The sequence below is a fragment of the Paraburkholderia domus genome (genome assembly GCF_905220705.1).
GTDB classification, from domain to species: Bacteria; Pseudomonadota; Gammaproteobacteria; order Burkholderiales; family Burkholderiaceae; genus Paraburkholderia; species Paraburkholderia domus.
The window spans coordinates 141992-160580 of the sequence record NZ_CAJNAT010000012.1 but is presented as its reverse complement, the minus strand read 5'-3'; the positions used below and the strand labels follow the sequence as shown (position 1 = coordinate 160580).

Annotated in this window: 19 protein-coding genes and 1 tRNA gene; 18 read left to right on the top strand and 2 right to left on the bottom strand. The window is 62.1% G+C overall.

Annotation, left to right across the window (positions count from 1 at the left end; translation table 11 throughout):
- Positions 1-10: 10 nt before the first annotated feature.
- The 10 genes from ybgC to KHO31_RS21200 all read left to right on the top strand — a co-directional run bounded on the left by ybgC (position 11) and on the right by KHO31_RS21200 (position 7829).
- Positions 11-490, top strand: a complete 480-nt coding sequence (ybgC, locus tag KHO31_RS21245) for a tol-pal system-associated acyl-CoA thioesterase (RefSeq protein ID WP_201086287.1) — start codon at positions 11-13, stop codon at positions 488-490.
- Positions 491-645: 155 nt separating this feature from the next.
- Entirely contained in the window at positions 646-1323 is a 678-nt protein-coding gene (gene tolQ / locus KHO31_RS21240) for a protein TolQ (RefSeq protein ID WP_074285341.1), read from the top strand.
- A gap of 10 nt (positions 1324-1333) precedes the next feature.
- Positions 1334-1777: a protein TolR gene (gene tolR / locus KHO31_RS21235; protein ID WP_175052153.1), complete on the top strand. Its 444-nt coding sequence runs from the start codon at positions 1334-1336 to the stop codon at positions 1775-1777.
- Entirely contained in the window at positions 1774-2796 is a 1023-nt protein-coding gene (tolA, locus tag KHO31_RS21230; protein WP_201086272.1) for a cell envelope integrity protein TolA, read from the top strand. The genes tolR and tolA overlap by 4 nt, the downstream gene beginning before the upstream one ends.
- 140 nt (positions 2797-2936) lie before the next feature.
- Positions 2937-4229 (top strand): Tol-Pal system beta propeller repeat protein TolB, encoded by a 1293-nt coding sequence (gene tolB / locus KHO31_RS21225; protein WP_201086271.1) that lies wholly within the window; start codon positions 2937-2939, stop codon positions 4227-4229.
- 33 nt (positions 4230-4262) lie between these two features.
- Positions 4263-4772: a peptidoglycan-associated lipoprotein Pal gene (gene pal, locus KHO31_RS21220; RefSeq protein ID WP_028198812.1), complete on the top strand. Its 510-nt coding sequence runs from the start codon at positions 4263-4265 to the stop codon at positions 4770-4772.
- Between the two features lie 19 nt (positions 4773-4791).
- Positions 4792-5541: a tol-pal system protein YbgF gene (gene ybgF / locus KHO31_RS21215; RefSeq protein ID WP_201086270.1), complete on the top strand. Its 750-nt coding sequence runs from the start codon at positions 4792-4794 to the stop codon at positions 5539-5541.
- A gap of 195 nt (positions 5542-5736) precedes the next feature.
- Positions 5737-5812, top strand: a tRNA-Lys gene (locus KHO31_RS21210).
- A gap of 508 nt (positions 5813-6320) precedes the next feature.
- Positions 6321-6701, top strand: a complete 381-nt coding sequence (locus tag KHO31_RS21205) for a hypothetical protein (RefSeq protein WP_201080349.1) — start codon at positions 6321-6323, stop codon at positions 6699-6701.
- Between the two features lie 315 nt (positions 6702-7016).
- The gene (locus KHO31_RS21200; RefSeq protein ID WP_201080261.1) at positions 7017-7829 is read left to right on the top strand and encodes a mechanosensitive ion channel family protein; all 813 of its coding nucleotides are present in this window, start codon (positions 7017-7019) and stop codon (positions 7827-7829) included.
- 133 nt (positions 7830-7962) lie between these two features.
- On the opposite strand, the gene KHO31_RS21195 is transcribed toward KHO31_RS21200, so the two are convergent.
- Positions 7963-8637 carry a DedA family protein gene (locus tag KHO31_RS21195; RefSeq protein ID WP_201080259.1) on the bottom strand — a complete coding sequence of 225 codons (675 nt, stop codon included), beginning with the start codon at positions 8635-8637 and terminating at the stop codon, positions 7963-7965.
- Positions 8638-8803: 166 nt separating this feature from the next.
- Here KHO31_RS21195 and mutL point away from each other — a divergent pair, with 166 nt between their 5' ends.
- Both mutL and miaA read left to right on the top strand, forming a co-directional pair.
- Positions 8804-10846: a DNA mismatch repair endonuclease MutL gene (gene mutL, locus KHO31_RS21190; protein ID WP_201108227.1), complete on the top strand. Its 2043-nt coding sequence runs from the start codon at positions 8804-8806 to the stop codon at positions 10844-10846.
- A gap of 43 nt (positions 10847-10889) precedes the next feature.
- The gene (gene miaA / locus KHO31_RS21185) at positions 10890-11855 is read left to right on the top strand and encodes a tRNA (adenosine(37)-N6)-dimethylallyltransferase MiaA (RefSeq protein WP_201086268.1); all 966 of its coding nucleotides are present in this window, start codon (positions 10890-10892) and stop codon (positions 11853-11855) included.
- 73 nt (positions 11856-11928) lie between these two features.
- On the opposite strand, the gene purM is transcribed toward miaA, so the two are convergent.
- Positions 11929-12996: a phosphoribosylformylglycinamidine cyclo-ligase gene (gene purM / locus KHO31_RS21180; RefSeq protein ID WP_201080254.1), complete on the bottom strand. Its 1068-nt coding sequence runs from the start codon at positions 12994-12996 to the stop codon at positions 11929-11931.
- A 100-nt stretch (positions 12997-13096) separates the two neighbouring features.
- Here purM and KHO31_RS21175 point away from each other — a divergent pair, with 100 nt between their 5' ends.
- From KHO31_RS21175 to KHO31_RS21150, 6 genes are all read left to right on the top strand, one after another.
- Positions 13097-14173, top strand: coding sequence for an AI-2E family transporter (locus KHO31_RS21175; RefSeq protein WP_201080252.1), 1077 nt, complete (start codon positions 13097-13099; stop codon positions 14171-14173).
- Positions 14174-14266: 93 nt separating this feature from the next.
- On the top strand, positions 14267-15052 hold the full coding sequence (gene hda, locus KHO31_RS21170) for a DnaA regulatory inactivator Hda (RefSeq protein ID WP_201080250.1): 786 nt from the start codon (positions 14267-14269) through the stop codon (positions 15050-15052).
- Positions 15045-15731: a histidinol-phosphatase gene (locus KHO31_RS21165; RefSeq protein WP_201080248.1), complete on the top strand. Its 687-nt coding sequence runs from the start codon at positions 15045-15047 to the stop codon at positions 15729-15731. Before hda ends, KHO31_RS21165 begins: the two co-directional genes overlap by 8 nt.
- Positions 15728-17311, top strand: a complete 1584-nt coding sequence (gene pcnB / locus KHO31_RS21160; protein ID WP_201080246.1) for a polynucleotide adenylyltransferase PcnB — start codon at positions 15728-15730, stop codon at positions 17309-17311. The genes KHO31_RS21165 and pcnB overlap by 4 nt, the downstream gene beginning before the upstream one ends.
- A gap of 48 nt (positions 17312-17359) precedes the next feature.
- On the top strand, positions 17360-17908 hold the full coding sequence (gene folK, locus KHO31_RS21155) for a 2-amino-4-hydroxy-6-hydroxymethyldihydropteridine diphosphokinase (RefSeq protein ID WP_201080244.1): 549 nt from the start codon (positions 17360-17362) through the stop codon (positions 17906-17908).
- A complete protein-coding gene (locus KHO31_RS21150) occupies positions 17905-18585 on the top strand; it encodes a deoxynucleoside kinase (protein WP_201080242.1) in 681 nt (226 codons plus the stop codon). The genes folK and KHO31_RS21150 overlap by 4 nt, the downstream gene beginning before the upstream one ends.
- The last annotated feature ends 4 nt before the right edge of the window (positions 18586-18589 follow it).

The following is an 18589-nucleotide window of genomic DNA, read 5'->3' as shown; positions in this document are numbered from 1 at the left end:
TTCCGGTAAAATGCGCCGCATGAATATGTTGACCAGCCAGTCCGGCACGGAAATCAGCTTCACGTGGCCAATCCGCGTGTACTACGAAGATACCGACGCCGGCGGCATCGTGTTTTACGCGAATTACCTGAAGTTTTTTGAGCGGGCGCGCACCGAATGGCTGCGCGCGTGCGGCGTCGGCCAGAACCGGCTGGCAGATGACACGGACGCAATCTTCATCGTGCGCAGCACCGCAGTCGACTATCGGGCGCCGGCCCGGCTCGACGACGTCGTCAAAGTGGTAAGCCGAATCGAGCGTCTTGGCCGCGCATCCGTCGATTTTGCGCAGGAAGCGTGGCGGGACGGTACGCTGCTTGCTACCGGTTCCATCCGGCTTGGCTGCGTCGACCGCATTGCGCTGCGGCCGGCCGCGATTCCGCCACCGGTTCTCGCCGCTTTGCGGCGCGGGCCAAATGTGAACGACCGCGGTATGTCAACGGACAACGACTGAACCCCGTTGTTACGGGGCCAGTGAACTCATATCGATCAAGCAACACAAAGCATGGTTCGGCTTGCAATATCGCCGATGCTTCCGTTTTGCTCACGGCAAGCTTCGAGTGACCTTGCAGCCGGACGCCCCCTTCCGGGACGTTAAAACGAACCTTTATGAACACTACACAAGATCTTTCGATCATTTCTCTCGTACTCAATGCGAGCCTGCTGGCGCAGGCCGTCATGGCGCTGCTGCTTCTGTTGTCGCTGCTGTCGTGGACTTTCATCTTCCGCAAGTGGTTTGCGATCCGCCGGGCGCGCGCGCAAACTGAACGCTTCGAACGCGATTTCTGGTCGGGCGGCGACCTGCAGGCGCTCTATCAGAGCGCCGCGAACAACCGCCACACGATCGGCGCACTGGAACGGATTTTCGAGTCCGGCATGCGCGAATTCCTGAAGGGTAAGGAAAAGCGCCTGAACGATTCAGGCGCGATTCTCGACGGCGCACGCCGTGCCATGCGCGCGGCGTTCCAGCGTGAAATGGACGTGCTCGAGGCAAATCTGGCGTTTCTCGCGTCGGTCGGCTCGGTCAGCCCGTATATCGGTCTGTTCGGCACGGTTTGGGGGATCATGAATGCGTTCCGCGGCCTCGCCAACGTGCAGCAGGCTACGCTTGCGAACGTTGCGCCGGGCATTGCCGAAGCGCTGACCGCCACCGCAATCGGCCTGTTCGCCGCGATTCCGGCCGTGGTCGCCTACAACCGCTACGCGCACGATATCGACCGTCTGGCGATCCGCTTCGAGACGTTTATCGAAGAGTTCTCGAACATTTTGCAGCGTCAGGCACAGTAAGGAGTCCACGATGGCAGGCTCTTCCTCCAGTATGCGCGGCTCCCGTCAGCGCCGCGCGATGGCCGACATCAATGTCGTGCCGTATATCGACGTGATGCTCGTGCTTCTCGTGATCTTCATGGTGACCGCGCCGCTCGTCGCCCCGTCGATCGTCAATCTGCCGACCGTCGGCGGTGCAGCGCCGCAGCAACAGACTCCGCCCGTGATCGTCAATATTCGCGCAGACGGCAATATGAGCGTCAAATACAAGGACGACGCGGGCGCGCAGCAACAGGAAGACATGACCAAGGCCGATCTCCACGGCTTCATCGCCGACCGCGCGCAATCGCACCCTGACCAGCCGGTCGTGATCGCCGCCGACAAGACCGTGAAGTACGAAGTCGTGATGAATGTGATGTCCGAGCTGAAAGCTCAGGGCGTCAAACGCGTTGGACTGCTCGTCAAATCGCAATGATCCGCAAGAATTCCGAATACCCGCTCCAGCCACCGCGTGAACGCGGCACCGGGCGAGCCTTCGCGTTCGCGCTGGTGATGCATGCGCTGCTCGGATTCTTCCTGTACCACGGCATTCAATGGCAGAACAGCACGCCGGCCGGCGCGGAAGCCGAACTGTGGACCGAGGTGCCCGATACGGCCATCCCGCGTCAGCCGCCTCCGCCGCCCGTACCCGTAGCCCCTGCCCCGCCGCTGCCGGACGAACAGGCCGACATCGCGCTACAGGAAAAGAAACGCCAGCAACAGGAAGCGGCCCGCCAGGCGCAACTGGCTGAGCAGCTGCGTCAGCAGAAGCTGCAAGCCCAGCAGGAAGCCGAGGCGAAGCGCCAGCAGCAGTTGGCGGCCGATCAGGCTGCGCAACTTGCCGCGCAAAAAGCAGCGGCTGCCAAGCAGAAACAGGTGCAACAGCAGCAGGCCGCGAACCTGAAGCAGCAGCAATTGGCCGAGCAGCAAAAACAGCAGCAGTTGAAAGAACAACAGCAGCAGGAGCAGCAAAAACAGGCCGAAGCTGACGCGCAGAAGAAGGCCGATGCGCAGAAAGCGGCGAAGGCCAAGGCCCAGGCCCAGGCCGATGCTGCGGCGCAAGCCAAGAAGCTGGATGCGGAACGGCGTGCGCGGCTTGCCCAGATGCAAGGTTCGGCCGGTGGCGAAGGCTCGACCGGCAATGGGCTTGCGAAGAGCGGCACGGGTAGCGGCTCAGGTGGTACGGCGACATCGCCGGGTTACGCGGACAAGGTGCGTCGTGTGGTCCGCCCGAACATCTCGTGGGGTGGCGAAACGGAAGGTCTTGAGACTGTGATCTCCGTACGCTGCTCGCCAACGGGCACGCTGCTGGACGCGCAGATCTCGCGCAGCAGCGGCAACTCGGCGTGGGACGATGCGGCACTGCGGGCTGTCCAGCGCTCCAATCCGATGCCTCAGGACATCGACGGGAAGACGCCGACCAGCTTCAAGATTACGTTGCGCCCGGCAGGATGATTGCAACAGATTGACAGTCAGTTGACAGCAGACGAAGCGCCCCGCCCAGCGTGGCGCGCCCGGGAACGAATTAAATGTTTGCGGGTCTGTCATGCTGTCATGAAGTGTTAGTAAAACCGTTTTTGGGGAAACCATTCAGCATGAGTTTGATGACCAAGCTAGGCCTGCGGACACTTGTAGCGTCGTGCCTGATCGCCGTCGGCGGAGCAGCCAATGCGCAACTCAACGTCCTCGTGACGGGCGTCGGGTCCACCCAGTTTCCGATCGCAACGGCGAATTTCGCCAATGAAGCGAACTCGCCGCAGCAGGTCAGCACGATCGTGCGTCAGGATCTGCAACGCAGCGGGAAATTCACGAATATCGACGCGGGCAGCACGCCGGTCGCAGAAACCGATTCCGTCGACCTCGGCAGCTGGAAGGCCAAGGGCGCCAACGCGTTCGTGTCGGGCAGCGTGAACCGTTTGCCGAACGGCCAGTACGAAGTGCGCTTCAAACTGTACGACACCGTCAAGGGCGAAAGCCTCGGCGGCCTCGTGCTGGTGAGCCCGGAAAGCGGGCTGCGCATGAGCGCGCACAAGGTCGCGGACTATATCTACGCGAAGCTGATGGGCGGCCGCGGCGTGTTCGCCACGCGCCTCTCGTATGTCATCAAGACCGGCGGCCGTTATCAGTTGCAGATTTCCGATTCGGACGGCCAGGACGCGCACATCGCGCTGTCCAGCCCCGAGCCGATCATCTCGCCGGCGTGGTCGCCTGACGGCACCAAGGTCGCTTACGTTTCGTTCGAAAAGAAGAAGCCGATCGTCTATATCCACGACCTGCCTACGGGCCGTCGCGTGGTCGTATCGGACCAGAAAGGTAACAACAGTGCGCCGGCCTGGTCGCCTGATGGCCGCACGCTGGCCGTCGCGCTCTCGCGCACCGGCAACACGCAGATTTTCGCCGTCAATGCTGACGGCAGCGGCCTGCGGCGCCTGACGCAAGGTACCTCGATCGACACTGAACCGTGCTTCTCTCCTGACGGCCAGTCGATCTATTTCACCAGCGACCGCGGCGGCCAACCGCAGATCTACAAGATGTCGGCCCAGGGCGAGAATGCCGGCGCCGCGCAGCGCGTGACCTTCACGGGCAACTACAACACCAGCCCGCGCGTCAGCCCGGACGGCAAGCAGCTCGCCTATATCTCGCGTGTCGGCGGTGGCTTCAGGCTCTATATCCAGGACCTGCAAGGCAATACGGCCACGGGCCTGACGGACACCACACATGACGAATCGCCGAGCTTCGCGGCGAACGGTCAGTACATTCTTTACGCCACACAGGTGAACGGCCGTGGCGTGTTGGCCGCAGTATCGACCGACGGTCGCACTCGGCAGGTCCTGTCCGTTCAGGGCGGCAGCGTACGCGAGCCGTCCTGGGGCCCGTTTATGCAGTAACTGTTGATGCAATAACACAAGGAGAGTAACAAAATGATGTCAAAACTTCGTTTCGCATTTGCCGTATTGATGGTCGGTGCGCTGGCGGCATGTCACTCGGGCGTCAAGCTCGACGAAAACGCTAACAAGGGTGGTGCAGTTTCGACGCAACCGAATCCGACCGATGTCGCTCAGGTCAACGTCGATCCGCTGAACGACCCGAACAGCCCGCTCGCCAAGCGCAGCATCTACTTCGACTTCGACAGCTACTCGGTCAAGGACGACTACCAATCGCTGCTGCAACAACACGCGCAATACCTGAAGAGCCATCCGCAACGTCACGTCCTGATCCAGGGCAACACCGACGAACGCGGCACCAGCGAGTACAACCTGGCACTCGGCCAGAAGCGTGCTGAAGCTGTGCGCCGTTCGCTGTCGCTGATGGGCGTGGCGGACTCGCAAATGGAAGCCGTGAGCCTCGGCAAGGAAAAGCCGCAAGCGACCGGTCATGACGAATCGTCGTGGGCACAAAACCGCCGCGCCGACCTCGTGTACCAACAGTAAGTAACAGGTGATGAGCCGAATGACGCATCGTTTCTCCTGGCTGCGGTTTGCCGCAGCGGCCTGCGTCGCGGGCACGGCCTTCGCGGCTGTGCCCGCGCACGCGGGCATGTTCGACGACGATCAGGCCCGTCAGGCCATTCTCGATCTGCGTTCGAAGACCGATAGCCTGTCGAGCCAACTGTCGGCCGCGCAGCGGACGATCCTCGATCAGTCCAACCGCCTCGATCAGCTGAATCAGCAGGTCGCGACGCTGCGTGGGCAGAACGAAGATATGGGCAACCAACTCACCACGCTGCAAAAACAGCAGAAGGACTACTACACCGATCTGGACACGCGGCTGAAGAAATTCGAGCCGCAGCAACAGACGGTGGACGGCGTCCAGGGCGAGGTGCAGCCGGGTGAAACCGATTCGTTCAATGCGGCTTCGCAGTTGTTCCGCAACGGCGACTTCAAGAATGCAGCGGCGGCGTTCCGCAGCTTCATCTCCAAGTTTCCGAACAGCCCGTATCAGCCGACCGCGCAGTACTGGCTCGGCAACGCGCTGTATGCGTTGCGTGACTACAAGGGCTCGACGGCGACCTGGCAAGGTGTGGTGAAGAACTATCCGCAGCATCCGCGAGCGCCGGAAGCGCTGCTCGCGATTGCAAACAATCAGCTCGAGCAAGGTCAGAAGGCCGCGGCCAAGAAGACGCTGGAGCAGATCGTGGCGCAGTACAGCGGCTCGGACGTCGCGCAGTCAGCTCAGAGCAAGCTGTCGCAGATCAAGTAGTCGTAGAAGGTTTAGCAGTTGGCGTAACGCGCAGTGGCCACGCAGTCTCCAGATCAACAGCCACGCGCGCCTCTCGCTGGAAAGCCCGGGGTAGCGATACCTCGGGCTTTTCACTATCTGAAGTGCGGATGACTCGACTAACCGCCATGGGTTGACAGCCCATAGGTGCTATCGCTATAATCTCGCTTCTCTTTTGGGTCGTTAGCTCAGCTGGTAGAGCAGCGGACTTTTAATCCGTTGGTCACAGGTTCGAATCCCGTACGGCCTACCAAAAGATTCAAGGGCTTGCACGCGTCAGCGTCGCAAGCCCTTTTCTTTTTTGCGGCTCGAATCTACGCGAGGCGTCAGCGAATCACGCCTTCACGGCGCTCCCGCCGCCTGCCCCCGACTGCAGCACAGCCACCGCAAAGAACGCCGCCGCGTCGGATGCTCCATCCAGCCACGCCCACCGCCTCGGGGCGCCTGACCGCGGCGTTCGCGCCCAGGCTTCACGCGCGAGTATCTCGATACCGACGGATATCGCAACGATATCGCCACAGTCCTTCGCATGGGTGTGAAACATTCTCACAACGCAAATCATCATGACCCACGCAACCATGATGACATTCTTACATCGCGCCTCTTCGATACGAAGCAGATACAACGGACTCCGAACATTGATATTTATTGAGATGTAGAGACGTGCAATGATCGCGGCCGGTTCTGCGAATCACGCTGCAATGCTGCGTGAGCAGACGCTTTGGCAACACCGCCGATCCCAGCGCTTTCATTCCGTCAACATGACCAACTTTCTGTTCGACCTCGTCTCGAACCTTGCTTTGCTTGCTATCGTGCTGAGCGCGTGTCACCTGTGCAACCGGCTCGTACCCGGCGCCGCGCTCAACGGCGCGCACATTTTCGTCGCACTGGCGTCGGCAGCCTTGCTGTTCGATGCCGCGCTGACCTTTCTCGTGTTCGCCGATGCGCAGAGCCGCTATGGCAAGTTCAGCACATCGAGCGCATTCCTTGAACGCGCCGCCGCGTATGCGCTGGCAGCCATTTCCGCGTTGGCGTGGCGGTACGCAGCACGCCGCACGCGCCCCGCCAAAGCCAAGAACGAGAACGGGAACACACTGGTCATTCGCACGTCTCCGTATTCCGAATCACATCTGCCGATGTAATCCTACGCGGCCCGCATCCGAGATTTCGTCAGCGACAAACCGACGACACGCGCGCGTGCTAAAGGGCGCCGGAGGCACCCAAGGTCCCCGGGCAACGCACGCTCCATCCCTCGAGAACGCCGCCACATGCTGTCCGTTTTCTCCCGTCACGCAATCCGCATCATCAACAGGAACGGACCTTGCGCCTGCGCGCGCCGTCGCGTATAACTTCCGAAGATCGAGAGTTACCGCTTGCGCCCGCCACCGGGCATTTGCCGCTGTATTGCACTACCGTGGTTCAATCAGTCGAAGGCAACTTACCCAACGAGGGACATCTTGGATCTAGAAACCATACGCGTGTTCATCATGACGCGAGGCATCGACCTCGGCACCAAGGTACTCGGCGCAATTGTCCTGTGGGTCGTCGGCCGCTGGGTCATTGGCATGATCACCGGCCTGCTCCGCAAACTGCTGGCGAAAAACGGCCGCGTCGACCCAACCCTCGCTCACTACCTCGGTTCGATTCTCGGCGCGCTGCTGAACCTGCTGCTGATCCTCGCGATCCTGCAAGTGTTCGGCGTCCAGACTACCTCCTTCGCCGCCTTGCTCGCCGGCCTCGGTCTCGCAATCGGCACCGCGTGGGGCGGCTTGCTCGCCCACTTCGCGGCAGGCATCTTCATGCAGGTACTACGGCCGTTCAAGGTGGGCGATTTTGTCATGGCGGGCGGCGTCACAGGCACGGTCTCGGAGCTGGGGCTGTTCGGCACGACCATCGTGACGCCGGACAATGTGACGACCATCGTTGGCAACAACAAGATCTTTTCGGACACGATCTCGAACTACAGCGCATTGCCGGTGCGGCGCGTCGAGCTGACCGCGAAGATCGCGAACGGCGTCGATCCTACCGATGCGATGAGCCGGCTGAAGGCGGCCGTTACGCAGATTCCTAACGTGGCTGAGAGTCCCGCTCCGGATGTCGAAGTGCTGAGCTTCACGCCGGAAGGACCGTTGCTGTGCGTGCGACCCTACACGAACACCGACCATTACTGGCAGGTCTACTTCGACACCAACCGCGCGATCATCCAGACCTTCAAGGATGCAGGCTATCCGACACCGGAAACACCGATTGCGCCTCGTATCGTCAGTTGAGCGGAATCGGGGTTTAGGCCTCCGGACTAAGGCTCAGCGGACCCAACTCACGGAAACCCAGACCGCAAAACGAAAACGGCGTCGCGAGATTCGCGACGCCGTTTGTTCGTCCAGCTTCGTACTATGTGTAGCGTCAGCGGCTGCCCGACTTGGCCTCGGCGTTCTTACGCATCACTTTCCACAGTGCGCCAAGCACAACCGGCACCACGGCCGCACCAATACCCACCAGCACGATCACATTCAGATATTGACGGATGAACGGGATGTTGCCGAAGAAATAGCCGAGCAACACCAGTAACAGCACCCAAAAAAGCGCGCCGAGGATATTGAAAAGCTGGAACCGGCTCACCGTCATCTCCGAGGCGCCGGCAACGAACGGCGCGAAAGTCCGCACCACCGGAATGAAACGCGCCAGTACGATAGTCTTGCCGCCGTGCTTTTCGTAGAAGTTATGGGTTTTCTGCAGCGCGGCACGATCGAGGAAGCGCTCAAGGAACGGGATGTGCGAATTGAACACCCGTGGCCCGATGGCCCGCCCGATCATGTAGTTGACGGTATTGCCGGCAACCGCCGCGACAAGTAGCAGCACGATCAGCAGACCGAGGTTCATTTCGCCACTGGCGCAGAACGCGCCGCCGATGAACAACAGCGAGTCACCCGGCAGAAAAGGCAGAACGACCAGCCCGGTTTCACAGAACACGATAAGAAACAGCACCGCATAAACCCAGGTGCCGTACACGTGAATGAAGTCGCCCAGAAACTTGTCGATATGCAAGACAAGGTTGACGAAGTGTAGCAACGTGTCCAAAACGCGTCCTTTATTAAGCGAATGTGAGGCGTGGCGGGAACGGCTGCGTCAGCAGCCTTGCGAGCGATGCGCAACGAGCGCATGCCCGCCGCCGGAAATTGACCGCGCCATCATACCGAAAGTGCCCCATTGCGATTAAAAATCTGCGAATCGCTATAATTTCGCCATGTCAGAATTCTCCGAAACGCCTGCCGGCACCGCCGACGCGGCCGCAGTTTCCGCCGCCGCGCCCGTCCCACGCCCGTTGCGGGCGATCCAGCCCCTTCCCGATCAGCTGATCAGTCAGATTGCCGCCGGCGAAGTGGTCGAACGGCCGGCCTCGGTGGTCAAGGAACTGCTGGAAAATGCGCTTGATGCCGGCGCGCAGACGCTGCGCATCCTGCTCGACGAAGGCGGCGTCAAACGCATCTCGATCACCGACGACGGCTGCGGCATCCCCGAAAACGAACTCGCGCTCGCACTGATGCGTCACGCGACCAGCAAGATCCGCTCGCTCGCGGAACTGGAAGCGGTCGCCACGCTGGGGTTTCGCGGCGAAGCGTTGGCGTCGATCGCGTCGGTCGCACAGATGGCGATCACGAGCCGCACCGCTGACGCGCCGCACGCTGTTCGCGTCGACGCGCAAACCGGTGTACTGAGCCCCGCTGCCGGCACCCAGGGCACCACGATCGAAGTCCGCGAGTTGTACTTCAATACGCCCGCGCGCCGCAAATTCCTGAAAAGCGAACAGACCGAACTCGGCCATTGCCTCGAACAGATTCGCCGCGCTGCGTTGGCTCGGCCGGATGTGGCGATTTCGGTCCTGCACAACGGCAAGGCGGTCGAACACTGGAACGCCAGCGAGCCGCCCGCGCGGGTCGCGAAGATTCTTGGCGAAACCTTTGCGACGGCTCATCTGCCGCTCGACGAATCCGCTGGACCGCTCGCCGTCTATGGCTGCGCCGGCCTGCCGACCGCGAGCCGCGGGCGCGCTGACCAGCAGTATTTCTTCGTCAACGGCCGGTTCGTGCGCGACAAGCTGCTCACGCACGCCGTGCGCGCCGCCTACGAAGACGTGCTGCACGGCGACCGCTATCCGTCCTACGTGCTGTTTCTCGATCTGCCGCCAGAAGCGGTCGATGTCAACGTGCATCCGTCGAAAATCGAGGTGCGGTTTCGCGATTCGCGTTCAATTCACCAGTTCGTGTTTCACGCCGTGCAGCGCGCGTTGGCGCGGCACGCGGGCGCATCGCCGGAAACGACTGCCGGTGGGCATGCAGCGCATCTGGAAGCGTCGCCGGGCGGACCGGCATCTTTCGGCGCTACGCCGCTGGGCGGTGCGAGCGTCGGAGGCGGTGGCTTCGGCACCAGCTCGGGCGCAGGCGGCCTCGGTAGTGGAATGGGTAGCGGATTCGGAGCCTCGCAGCCAGGCAATACATGGATGCGCCAGGCGCGCATGACGCAAGGCACGTTGCCGGTCGCCCAACCGCTGGCCTTCTACGACGCCCTCTTCGGCCGCAGAGACACGAACGCCGGCACGGTGGAAGGCGCGACGCTCTTCGAAGCGCGCGACTCGGCTGCGGAAGCACCGTCCCCGTACAACGCCACAGGGCCTTACGCATCACCTGCGTTCAATGCCTCAGACGAACAACCGCTCGGCTTCGCCCTCGGCCAGATTCACGGCATCTATGTGCTCGCGCAGAACGCGCATGGGCTGGTGATTGTCGATATGCACGCCGCGCACGAGCGCATCCTGTACGAGCAGTTCAAGAACGCACTGGCCGATCGCACGATCGCCGTCCAGCCGCTCCTGATCCCGCAGACCATGCAGGCCGATCCGATCGAAATCGGCACAGTCGAAGAAGAGCGCGACACGCTCGACGCACTCGGTTTCGACCTCGCCGTGCTGTCGCCGACCACGCTCGCGATCCGCGCCGTGCCTGCCTTGCTGAAAGATGCCGATCTGCAGGCGCTGGCGCGCGCGGTTCTCTCCGACCTGCATGCCTTCGGCGGTTCACGCGTGTTGACCGAGCGCCAGCACGAACTGCTTGGCACGCTCGCCTGTCATCACGCGGTGCGCGCGAACCGGCGTCTGACGCTCGATGAAATGAACGCGCTGCTGCGCCAGATGGAGGCAACCGAGCGCGCCGACCAGTGCAACCACGGGCGCCCGACGTGGTATCAGTTAACGCTGTCCGATCTGGATCGGCTGTTCATGCGTGGGCAATAACGGTGCGCCTGACACCGCTTATTCGGCGCGCGCCGTCTTGCCCATGACCTCAAGCACTACAAGCACTTCTAGTACGCCCACGCCGGTTCCTTGCCTGCTCGGCCCCACCGCATCCGGCAAAACAGCTGCCGCGTTGGCGCTGGCCGCACGGCGCCCGGTGGAAATCATCAGTGTCGATTCGGCGCTGGTCTATCGCGAGATGGATATCGGTACCGCCAAACCGACGCCGCAAGAACGCGCGGTGGCGCCACATCATCTGATCGATATCGTCGATCCGGCGGACGCCTATTCGGCGGCGGAATTTCGCAGCGATGCGTTGCGTCTGATCGGCGAGATCAGCGCACGCGGACGGCTGCCGTTATTGGTCGGCGGGACCATGCTGTACTACAAGGCGCTCACACAGGGACTGAATGACCTGCCCGCCGCCGATGCCGACGTGCGTGCGACACTCGATGCCGACGCCGCACGTGACGGCTGGCCGGCGATGCATGCGCGGCTTGCCGCTATCGATCCCGTTACGGCTGCGCGCCTGGCACCGAACGATTCGCAGCGAATTCAGCGGGCGCTCGAAGTTTTCATGCTGACCGGGCATGCGATGTCCGCTTTGCTGGCCGCGCCCGCTCGAACGGATGACGCCGCGTTAGCGTGGCGCTTCGTGCCTATTGCGTTGGAGCCTTCCGACCGGAGCGTCCTGCATGCGCGCATCGAAAAGCGCTTCGATGCCATGCTGGCCGACGGCTTTATCGACGAAGTGGTGAAGTTGCGCAAACGCGGGGATTTGTCGCCCGAGATGCCGTCCATGCGCTGCGTGGGATATCGGCAAGTCTGGGAATATCTGGACGGGGCGGTCGATTATTCGACCATGCGGGACAAGGGGGTCTTTGCTACCCGGCAATTGTGCAAGCGGCAACTCACGTGGCTGCGCAGCATGACAGAGCGGGTTGTTGTCGATTGCTGCGATCCCAACGCGACTGCGCAGGTGGTCAGCTTTATCGAAGATTTGATTTGAAAGGGCTTTGCCCGCGCGGCTCCGTCTTTCTGAGCGCCGCGCAGGCAAACCAGCCTTTGGTTAAGCTGGTTGGTTAGATCACTACCGTCTGTGCTTCGCCGGCCGCGCTTTCGCGAATCACGCCGATCTTCCAGACCTGCTCGCCGGCCGCCGACAAAGACGCGATCGCAGCGTCGGCATCAGCCGCGGAAACAACCACCGCCATCCCGATGCCGCAGTTGAACACGCGGTGCATTTCCGCATCCGCCACGCCGCCGTGCTTCTGCAGCCACGAGAACAGCGGCGGCATCGGCCAGTTGCTGTGATCGAGCTCAGCCGTCAGACCTTCGCGCAGAACGCGCGGAATATTCTCGACCAACCCGCCGCCGGTAATGTGCGCCATGCCTTTCACTGCGATCTGTTGCATCAACGCCAGCAAGGGCTTCACATAGATATGCGTCGGCGCCATCAGCGCATCGGCCAACGATCGGCCATCAAAATCCGCGTTCAAATCCGGCTGCGCACGCTCGATGATCTTGCGCACCAGCGAAAAACCGTTCGAATGGATACCGCTGGAAGCCATACCCAGCACCACATCGCCCGGGGCGATTGTGCTGCCGTCGATAATCTTGCTCTTTTCCACTGCGCCGACCGCAAAACCGGCCAGATCGTATTCACCGTCCGGATACATGCCCGGCATTTCAGCCGTCTCGCCGCCGATCAGCGCGCAACCCGACAGTTCGCAGCCATGCGCGATACCCTTCACGACCGTTGCCGCCGTACCGACGTCCAGCTTGCCGCAAGCGAAATAATCGAGGAAGAACAGCGGCTCGGCGCCCTGAACCAGAATGTCGTTGACGCTCATCGCCACCAGATCCTGGCCGACGGTATCGTGTTTGTTCAGTTGAAACGCGAGGCGCAGCTTGGTGCCGACGCCGTCTGTACCCGACACGAGCACCGGTTCCTTGTACTTCTTCGGCACTTCGAACAGCGCGCCAAACCCGCCGATGCCGCCCAGCACGCCGTCGCGCATCGTCTTTTTGGCAAAGGGCTTGATCGCGTCGACAAGGGCGTCGCCCGCGTCGATGTCCACGCCGGCGTCGCGATACGACAAACCTTGGGCCGAATCAGTTGAATGCGGGGCGGATTTCGGTTGATTCATGGGGAAGAGCTCGAAGGTCGGTAAAATGCGATTTTACCCGATGCCGGCCGGCTGGCTGGAATTTGAATCATCCGGTCGCGACGACACCTGAGAAACAATTTTGCAACAAAACCCCTCGATCCTGACACCCGTCCAGCGCCGCGCCTTCATCTGGCTGGCGATCGCGCTGGTCGTCGGCATTCTGCTCTGGCTACTGAGTCCGGTCCTCACGCCGTTCCTTCTCGGCGCCATTCTCGCGTACATTCTGCAACCGGGCGTCGCGTGGATGGTGCGCCGGCGTGTGCCGCGCGGACTCGCCGCCTTGCTGATGATGCTGCTGTTTTCGTTGCTGATGACGATGCTCGTGCTGCTGGTGCTGGCCGTGATTCAGAAAGAAGGTCCGCAGTTGAAGCAGCAGGTGCCGGTACTGTTTGCGCACGTGAGCGCCTGGCTGCAACCCAAGCTTGCCATGATGGGCCTCGCCGACTCGCTCGATTTCGCCAGTATTCGCGATCTCGTGATGGGACAGCTTGAAGGCAGTGCGCAACAGGTCGCGCTCTATGCATGGACCTCGATCCGCACCAGCGGCAACGTGATGATGACCGTGGTCGGCAACCTTGTGATGGTGCCGCTCGTGCTGTTTTATCTGCTGTACGACTGGAACCGCATGCTCGCTCGCATGCAGATCACGGTGCCGCGCCGCTGGCTCGAAAAGACGCTGCAACTCGCGCGCGACATGGACCAGATGCTGTCGCAATACCTGCGCGGCCAGTTGCTCGTGATGGGGGTGCTCGCGGTCTATTATGCGATTGCGCTGACCATCGCCGGCTTCGAGATCGCGTTGCCGGTGGGTATTTTCACGGGTCTCGCCGTGTTCATCCCGTACATCGGTTTTGCAACCGGGCTCGCACTGGCGCTGCTCGCGGCGCTGCTACAGTTCGGCGACTGGTACGGCTTCGGCGCGGTCGCGTTGATTTACGGCGTCGGTCAGATCGTGGAGAGCTTTTATCTGACGCCGCGCCTGGTCGGCGAACGGATCGGTCTGCACCCGCTCGCGGTTATCTTCGCGTTGCTCGCGTTCGGTCAGCTATTCGGCTTTTTCGGCGTGTTGCTGGCGCTGCCGGTCAGCGCCATTCTGTCGGTAGCGATGCGTGAGTTGCGTCAAAGCTATCTGGCGAGCACGCTTTACAACAACTGAGTCACTGACTGCTCATTGACTGTTCCTTGACGTTTCAGGGCCCGAAGTTCGGGCCATTTGCGGCCTAAGCCCCATTTTCGGCATTAACCTACTGTGCTTCGTCAACTGACGCTCGATCTCGGCACCCCGCCGCCATCGACATTCGACAATTTCTTCGCCGGCGCCAACGCCGAGCTGGTCACGCGGCTGCGCGAGCTCGACAATGCGCTCGCGGCCGGGCCAGTGGCCGATCGCACCTTCTACGTCTGGGGCGAAGCCGGCAGCGGCCGCACGCACTTGCTGCAGGCGCTGGTTCACGAAGCGCCACCGGGTCATGCCCGCTTTGCCGGTCCGCAGAGCAGCCTCGCCGCCTTCACGTTCGACCCGCGCGTCGCACTGTATGCGATCGACGATTGCGACGGCCTGTCCGCGGCACAACAGATTGCCGTGTTCAACCTGTTCAACGAAGTACGCGCGCACCCCACCAGCGCCCTTGTCGCCGCCGGCAATGCGCCGCCGATCGGCATGACGGTGCGTGAAGATCTGCGCACGCGCCTCGGCTGGGGCCTCGTGTTCCACCTCGCGCCGCTGCCGGACGAAGGCAAAGCCGCGGTGCTGAAACACGCTGCCCGCGAGCGCGGCATCATGCTCGCCGACGACGTCCCCGCCTACCTGCTCACGCATTTTCGCCGCGATATGCCGAGCCTGATGGCATTGCTCGACGCGCTCGACCGCTTCTCGCTCGAACAGAAACGCGCGGTCACACTACCGCTCCTACGCACCATGCTGGCCTCTCCCGACGCCGACGATCGGCGCTCGGCGCCTGCCTCATCCGCGTCACCCGCCGCTTCATCCGCGTCCCCTGCCGCCGCTTCAAGTAAAATAGGCCCCCATGGCTAACCTCGCACTCTTCGACCTCGACCACACCCTCATCCCCACCGACAGCGACCACGAATGGGGCCGCTTCATGGTGAAACAAGGCATGGTCGACGCCGAAAATTTCGCTCGTGAAAACGACCGCTTTTTCGCCGACTACAAAGCCGGCAAGCTCGACATTCACGCTTATCTGATTGCCATGCTCACGCCGCTCGCAAGATATTCGCGCGCGCAGCTCGCCGACCTTCACGCGCAGTACATGCATGAAGTGATCAAGCCGGCGATCTTTCCGGTCGCGCTGGAACTGGTCAGGGAACACCGTGAAGCCGGCGACCTCTGCTGCGTGGTCACCGCCACCAACGAATTCATCACCCGCCCGATCGCCCAGGCGTTCGGCGTCGATGCGCTGATCGCCTGCGAAGCGGAAACCGTCGACGGCCAGCCGCATTCGCCGTACACCGGCCGCCCCACCGGCACGCCCAGCTACAAGGAAGGCAAGATCGTTCGTACCGAGGCGTGGCTGGCTTCGCTTGGCAAGACCTGGAACGACTTCGAGCACAGCTATTTCTATAGCGACTCGCACAACGACATCCCGCTGCTCGACAAGGTCACCGATCCGATCGCGACCAATCCCGACGACACATTGCGCGCCCATGCGCAGGCCAAAGGCTGGCGCATCCTCGAACTCTTTCAACCCTCGTGATCAAAAAACTTATCCGCAAGCTATTCGGCCAGGACTCGGCGCCCGCTGACGACACCCCGCCCGCCGAAGCCGAAACAGACGAAGCCGGCGAGGCACCGGCACGCAGCGCGTCCGGCGCCAGCAAAACGCGCCGCAAACCGGCACGCCCCGTCGCCAAAGCCGTGCCGGACCCCGACGTGCCCGTCATCATTCCGCACGACGTGCACGGCATCGATCAGTCGCTGATCTCGAGGAACGCCATTCGCGTCACCGAGGGTCTGCAGGAGGCGGGGCATCGCGCGTTTATCGTCGGCGGCGCAGTGCGCGATCTCCTGCTCGGCATCAAGCCGAAAGATTTCGACGTCGCGACCGACGCCACGCCCGAACAGGTGCAGAAGCTGTTCCGCCGCGCCCGCATCATCGGCCGCCGGTTTCAGATCGTGCATGTGCAGTTCGGCCAGGAAATCATCGAAACCTCCACGTTCCGCGCGCTGGTCGATCCGCCCGCGGCCGACGCTGCGCCGCCTCGCCGCCTCAAGCGCGACGAGCTCGACCGCCGCACGCATGCGGTGGACGCCAGCGGCCGCGTGCTGCGCGACAACGTCTGGGGCGAGCAGCACGAAGACGCCACGCGCCGCGACTTCACGATCAACGCGATGTACTACGATCCGGCCACGCAAACCGTGCTGGACTATCACAACGGCATGGCCGACATGCGCGCGCGTCTGTTGCGCATGATCGGCGACCCGGCCACGCGTTATCGCGAAGATCCGGTGCGCATGCTGCGCGTGGTGCGTTTTGCCGCCAAGCTCGAGTTCGAGATCGAAGACACGACCCGCGCGCCGATCGCCAAAATGGCCGATCTGATCAACAACGTGCCGGCCGCGCGTCTGTTCGACGAGATGCTCAAGCTGATGCTGTCGGGCCACGCGCTCGCCTGCTTGAAACGTCTGCGCCAGGAAGGCCTGCATCACGGCCTGCTACCGCTGCTCGACGTGGTGCTGGAGCAGCCGATCGGCGAGAAATTCATCACACTCGCGCTGACCAATACGGACGCCCGCGTGCGTGCCGGCAAGCCGGTTTCGCCTGGCTTCCTGTTCGCCACGTTGCTGTGGCACGACGTCCAGACGCGCTGGCAACAATTTGAGGCGAACGGCGAATACCCGGTGCCGGCACTGCATCGCGCGATGGACGAAGTTCTCGACATGCAAACCGAGAAGCTCGCGATCCACAAGCGCTTTTCGTCGGATATGCGCGAGATCTGGGGCCTGCAGCTGCGCCTCGAGAAACGCTCGGGAAGAAGCGCGCTGAAGCTGCTGGAACACCAAAGATTTAGAGCGGGGTATGATTTCCTCCTGTTGCGCTGCGAATCGGGCGAACTCGATGAGTCGGTCGGTACGTGGTGGACGGAGTTCATCGAAGGAGACGTCGCTGCGCGTGAGACATTGCTCACGCAAGGCGGGAAGGACCGAAGCCCCAGAAAACGACGGCGGCGCAGCAGTGGCGCCAGAAACCGCAAACCGGGCGACGGAATGGAGGGCGGCGCGCCAGCCGAACGCACAGCCAACGACGCGGGCCAAGACGGCTCGCACGAAGACTGACGCGGCGTTGGCTGTTGCCGTCGAACGACAGTTGTAGGAAGTTATGCCATGACGGTTGCCTATCTCGGCCTCGGCGCGAATCTCGGGGACGCGCGCCAGACCCTGAAAGACGCGGTGGTGTGCCTGGCACAACAGCACACCATCTCCGTGCTCGCCAAGTCGAGCCTGTATCGCACTGCCCCGATTGACGCGGGCGGTGACGACTATTTCAACTGCGTCGTGAAGGTCGAAACGACGCTCCCCGTGCGGCATCTGCTAGCGCTGTGCCACAAGATCGAACATCAGTTCGGCCGCGAGCGGCCGTTTCGCAACGCACCGCGCACGCTCGATCTGGACATTCTGCTATACGGCGATCAAGCGATCGACGAGGCCGATCTGATCGTGCCGCATCCGCGTTTGATCGAGCGCGCCTTTGCACTCGTGCCGCTCGTCGAGATCGACGCAGCGCTGATCATCCCGCAGCACGGCCGTGCCGAGGCGCTGCTCGATGGCGTGAGTGATCAACGCATCGAAAAGGTAAAGGGGCCTTGCCACTGCCCTATGCTCAATGCATTGACTGCTGACGCCCCCGCCGGGGACAAGGGTCGTTGCGAATGAATTCGCCACCGCTCACGGTCACCGCGCCGCATCTGCAGCCTCCCTTCGGCTATATCGCAATCGAAGGGCCGATTGGTGTCGGCAAGACCTCCCTCGCACGGCGGCTTGCACAGCGCTGGTCGATGCAGGAACTGTTCGAGCGGCCGCAGAACAATCCCTTTCTCGAACGCTTTTATCGCGACACCGCGCGTTATGCATTGCCCACGCAATTGCACTTCGCGTTGCAGCGCGCGCAGCAAGCCCAGGAAGTGGCGGTCGCGCATGTGGCGGGCACACCGCTCATTGCCGATTTCATGACGCAGAAGAACGACATCTTCGCGCGTCTGACGCTGCAGGAAGACGAGTGGCAGCTTTATCGCGCGCTCGCCGCGCGGATCGACGTGAGCGCGCCTGCGCCGGATTTCGTGGTGTATCTGCAAGCCAGTCCCGAAGTGCTGTTCGCGCGTATCCAGAAGCGCGCCGTGCCAATGGAACTGCAGATTTCCGATGCGTATCTGCACGCGCTGTGCGACGCCTACAACGAGTTTTTCTATCACTACGACGGCGCGCCTGTGCTGACGGTCAACGCTGAACATCTGAATCCGCTCGACTCGGACGCGGACCTTGCGCTACTCGCCGAACGCATCGAAACCATGCGCGGCCGCAAGGAATTCTTTGTCAAAGGCACGTCGCTTTAAGCGG

Coding starts and splice junctions, on each gene's coding strand:
- ybgC (WP_201086287.1), top strand. CDS start 11: ATGCGCCGCATGAATATGTTGACCAGCCAGTCCGGCACGGAAATCAGC.
- tolQ (WP_074285341.1), top strand. CDS start 646: ATGAACACTACACAAGATCTTTCGATCATTTCTCTCGTACTCAATGCG.
- tolR (WP_175052153.1), top strand. CDS start 1,334: ATGGCAGGCTCTTCCTCCAGTATGCGCGGCTCCCGTCAGCGCCGCGCG.
- tolA (WP_201086272.1), top strand. CDS start 1,774: ATGATCCGCAAGAATTCCGAATACCCGCTCCAGCCACCGCGTGAACGC.
- tolB (WP_201086271.1), top strand. CDS start 2,937: ATGAGTTTGATGACCAAGCTAGGCCTGCGGACACTTGTAGCGTCGTGC.
- pal (WP_028198812.1), top strand. CDS start 4,263: ATGATGTCAAAACTTCGTTTCGCATTTGCCGTATTGATGGTCGGTGCG.
- ybgF (WP_201086270.1), top strand. CDS start 4,792: ATGACGCATCGTTTCTCCTGGCTGCGGTTTGCCGCAGCGGCCTGCGTC.
- KHO31_RS21205 (WP_201080349.1), top strand. CDS start 6,321: ATGACCAACTTTCTGTTCGACCTCGTCTCGAACCTTGCTTTGCTTGCT.
- mutL (WP_201108227.1), top strand. CDS start 8,804: ATGTCAGAATTCTCCGAAACGCCTGCCGGCACCGCCGACGCGGCCGCA.
- miaA (WP_201086268.1), top strand. CDS start 10,890: ATGACCTCAAGCACTACAAGCACTTCTAGTACGCCCACGCCGGTTCCT.
- purM (WP_201080254.1), bottom strand. CDS start 12,996: ATGAATCAACCGAAATCCGCCCCGCATTCAACTGATTCGGCCCAAGGT.
- KHO31_RS21165 (WP_201080248.1), top strand. CDS start 15,045: ATGGCTAACCTCGCACTCTTCGACCTCGACCACACCCTCATCCCCACC.
- folK (WP_201080244.1), top strand. CDS start 17,360: ATGACGGTTGCCTATCTCGGCCTCGGCGCGAATCTCGGGGACGCGCGC.
- KHO31_RS21150 (WP_201080242.1), top strand. CDS start 17,905: ATGAATTCGCCACCGCTCACGGTCACCGCGCCGCATCTGCAGCCTCCC.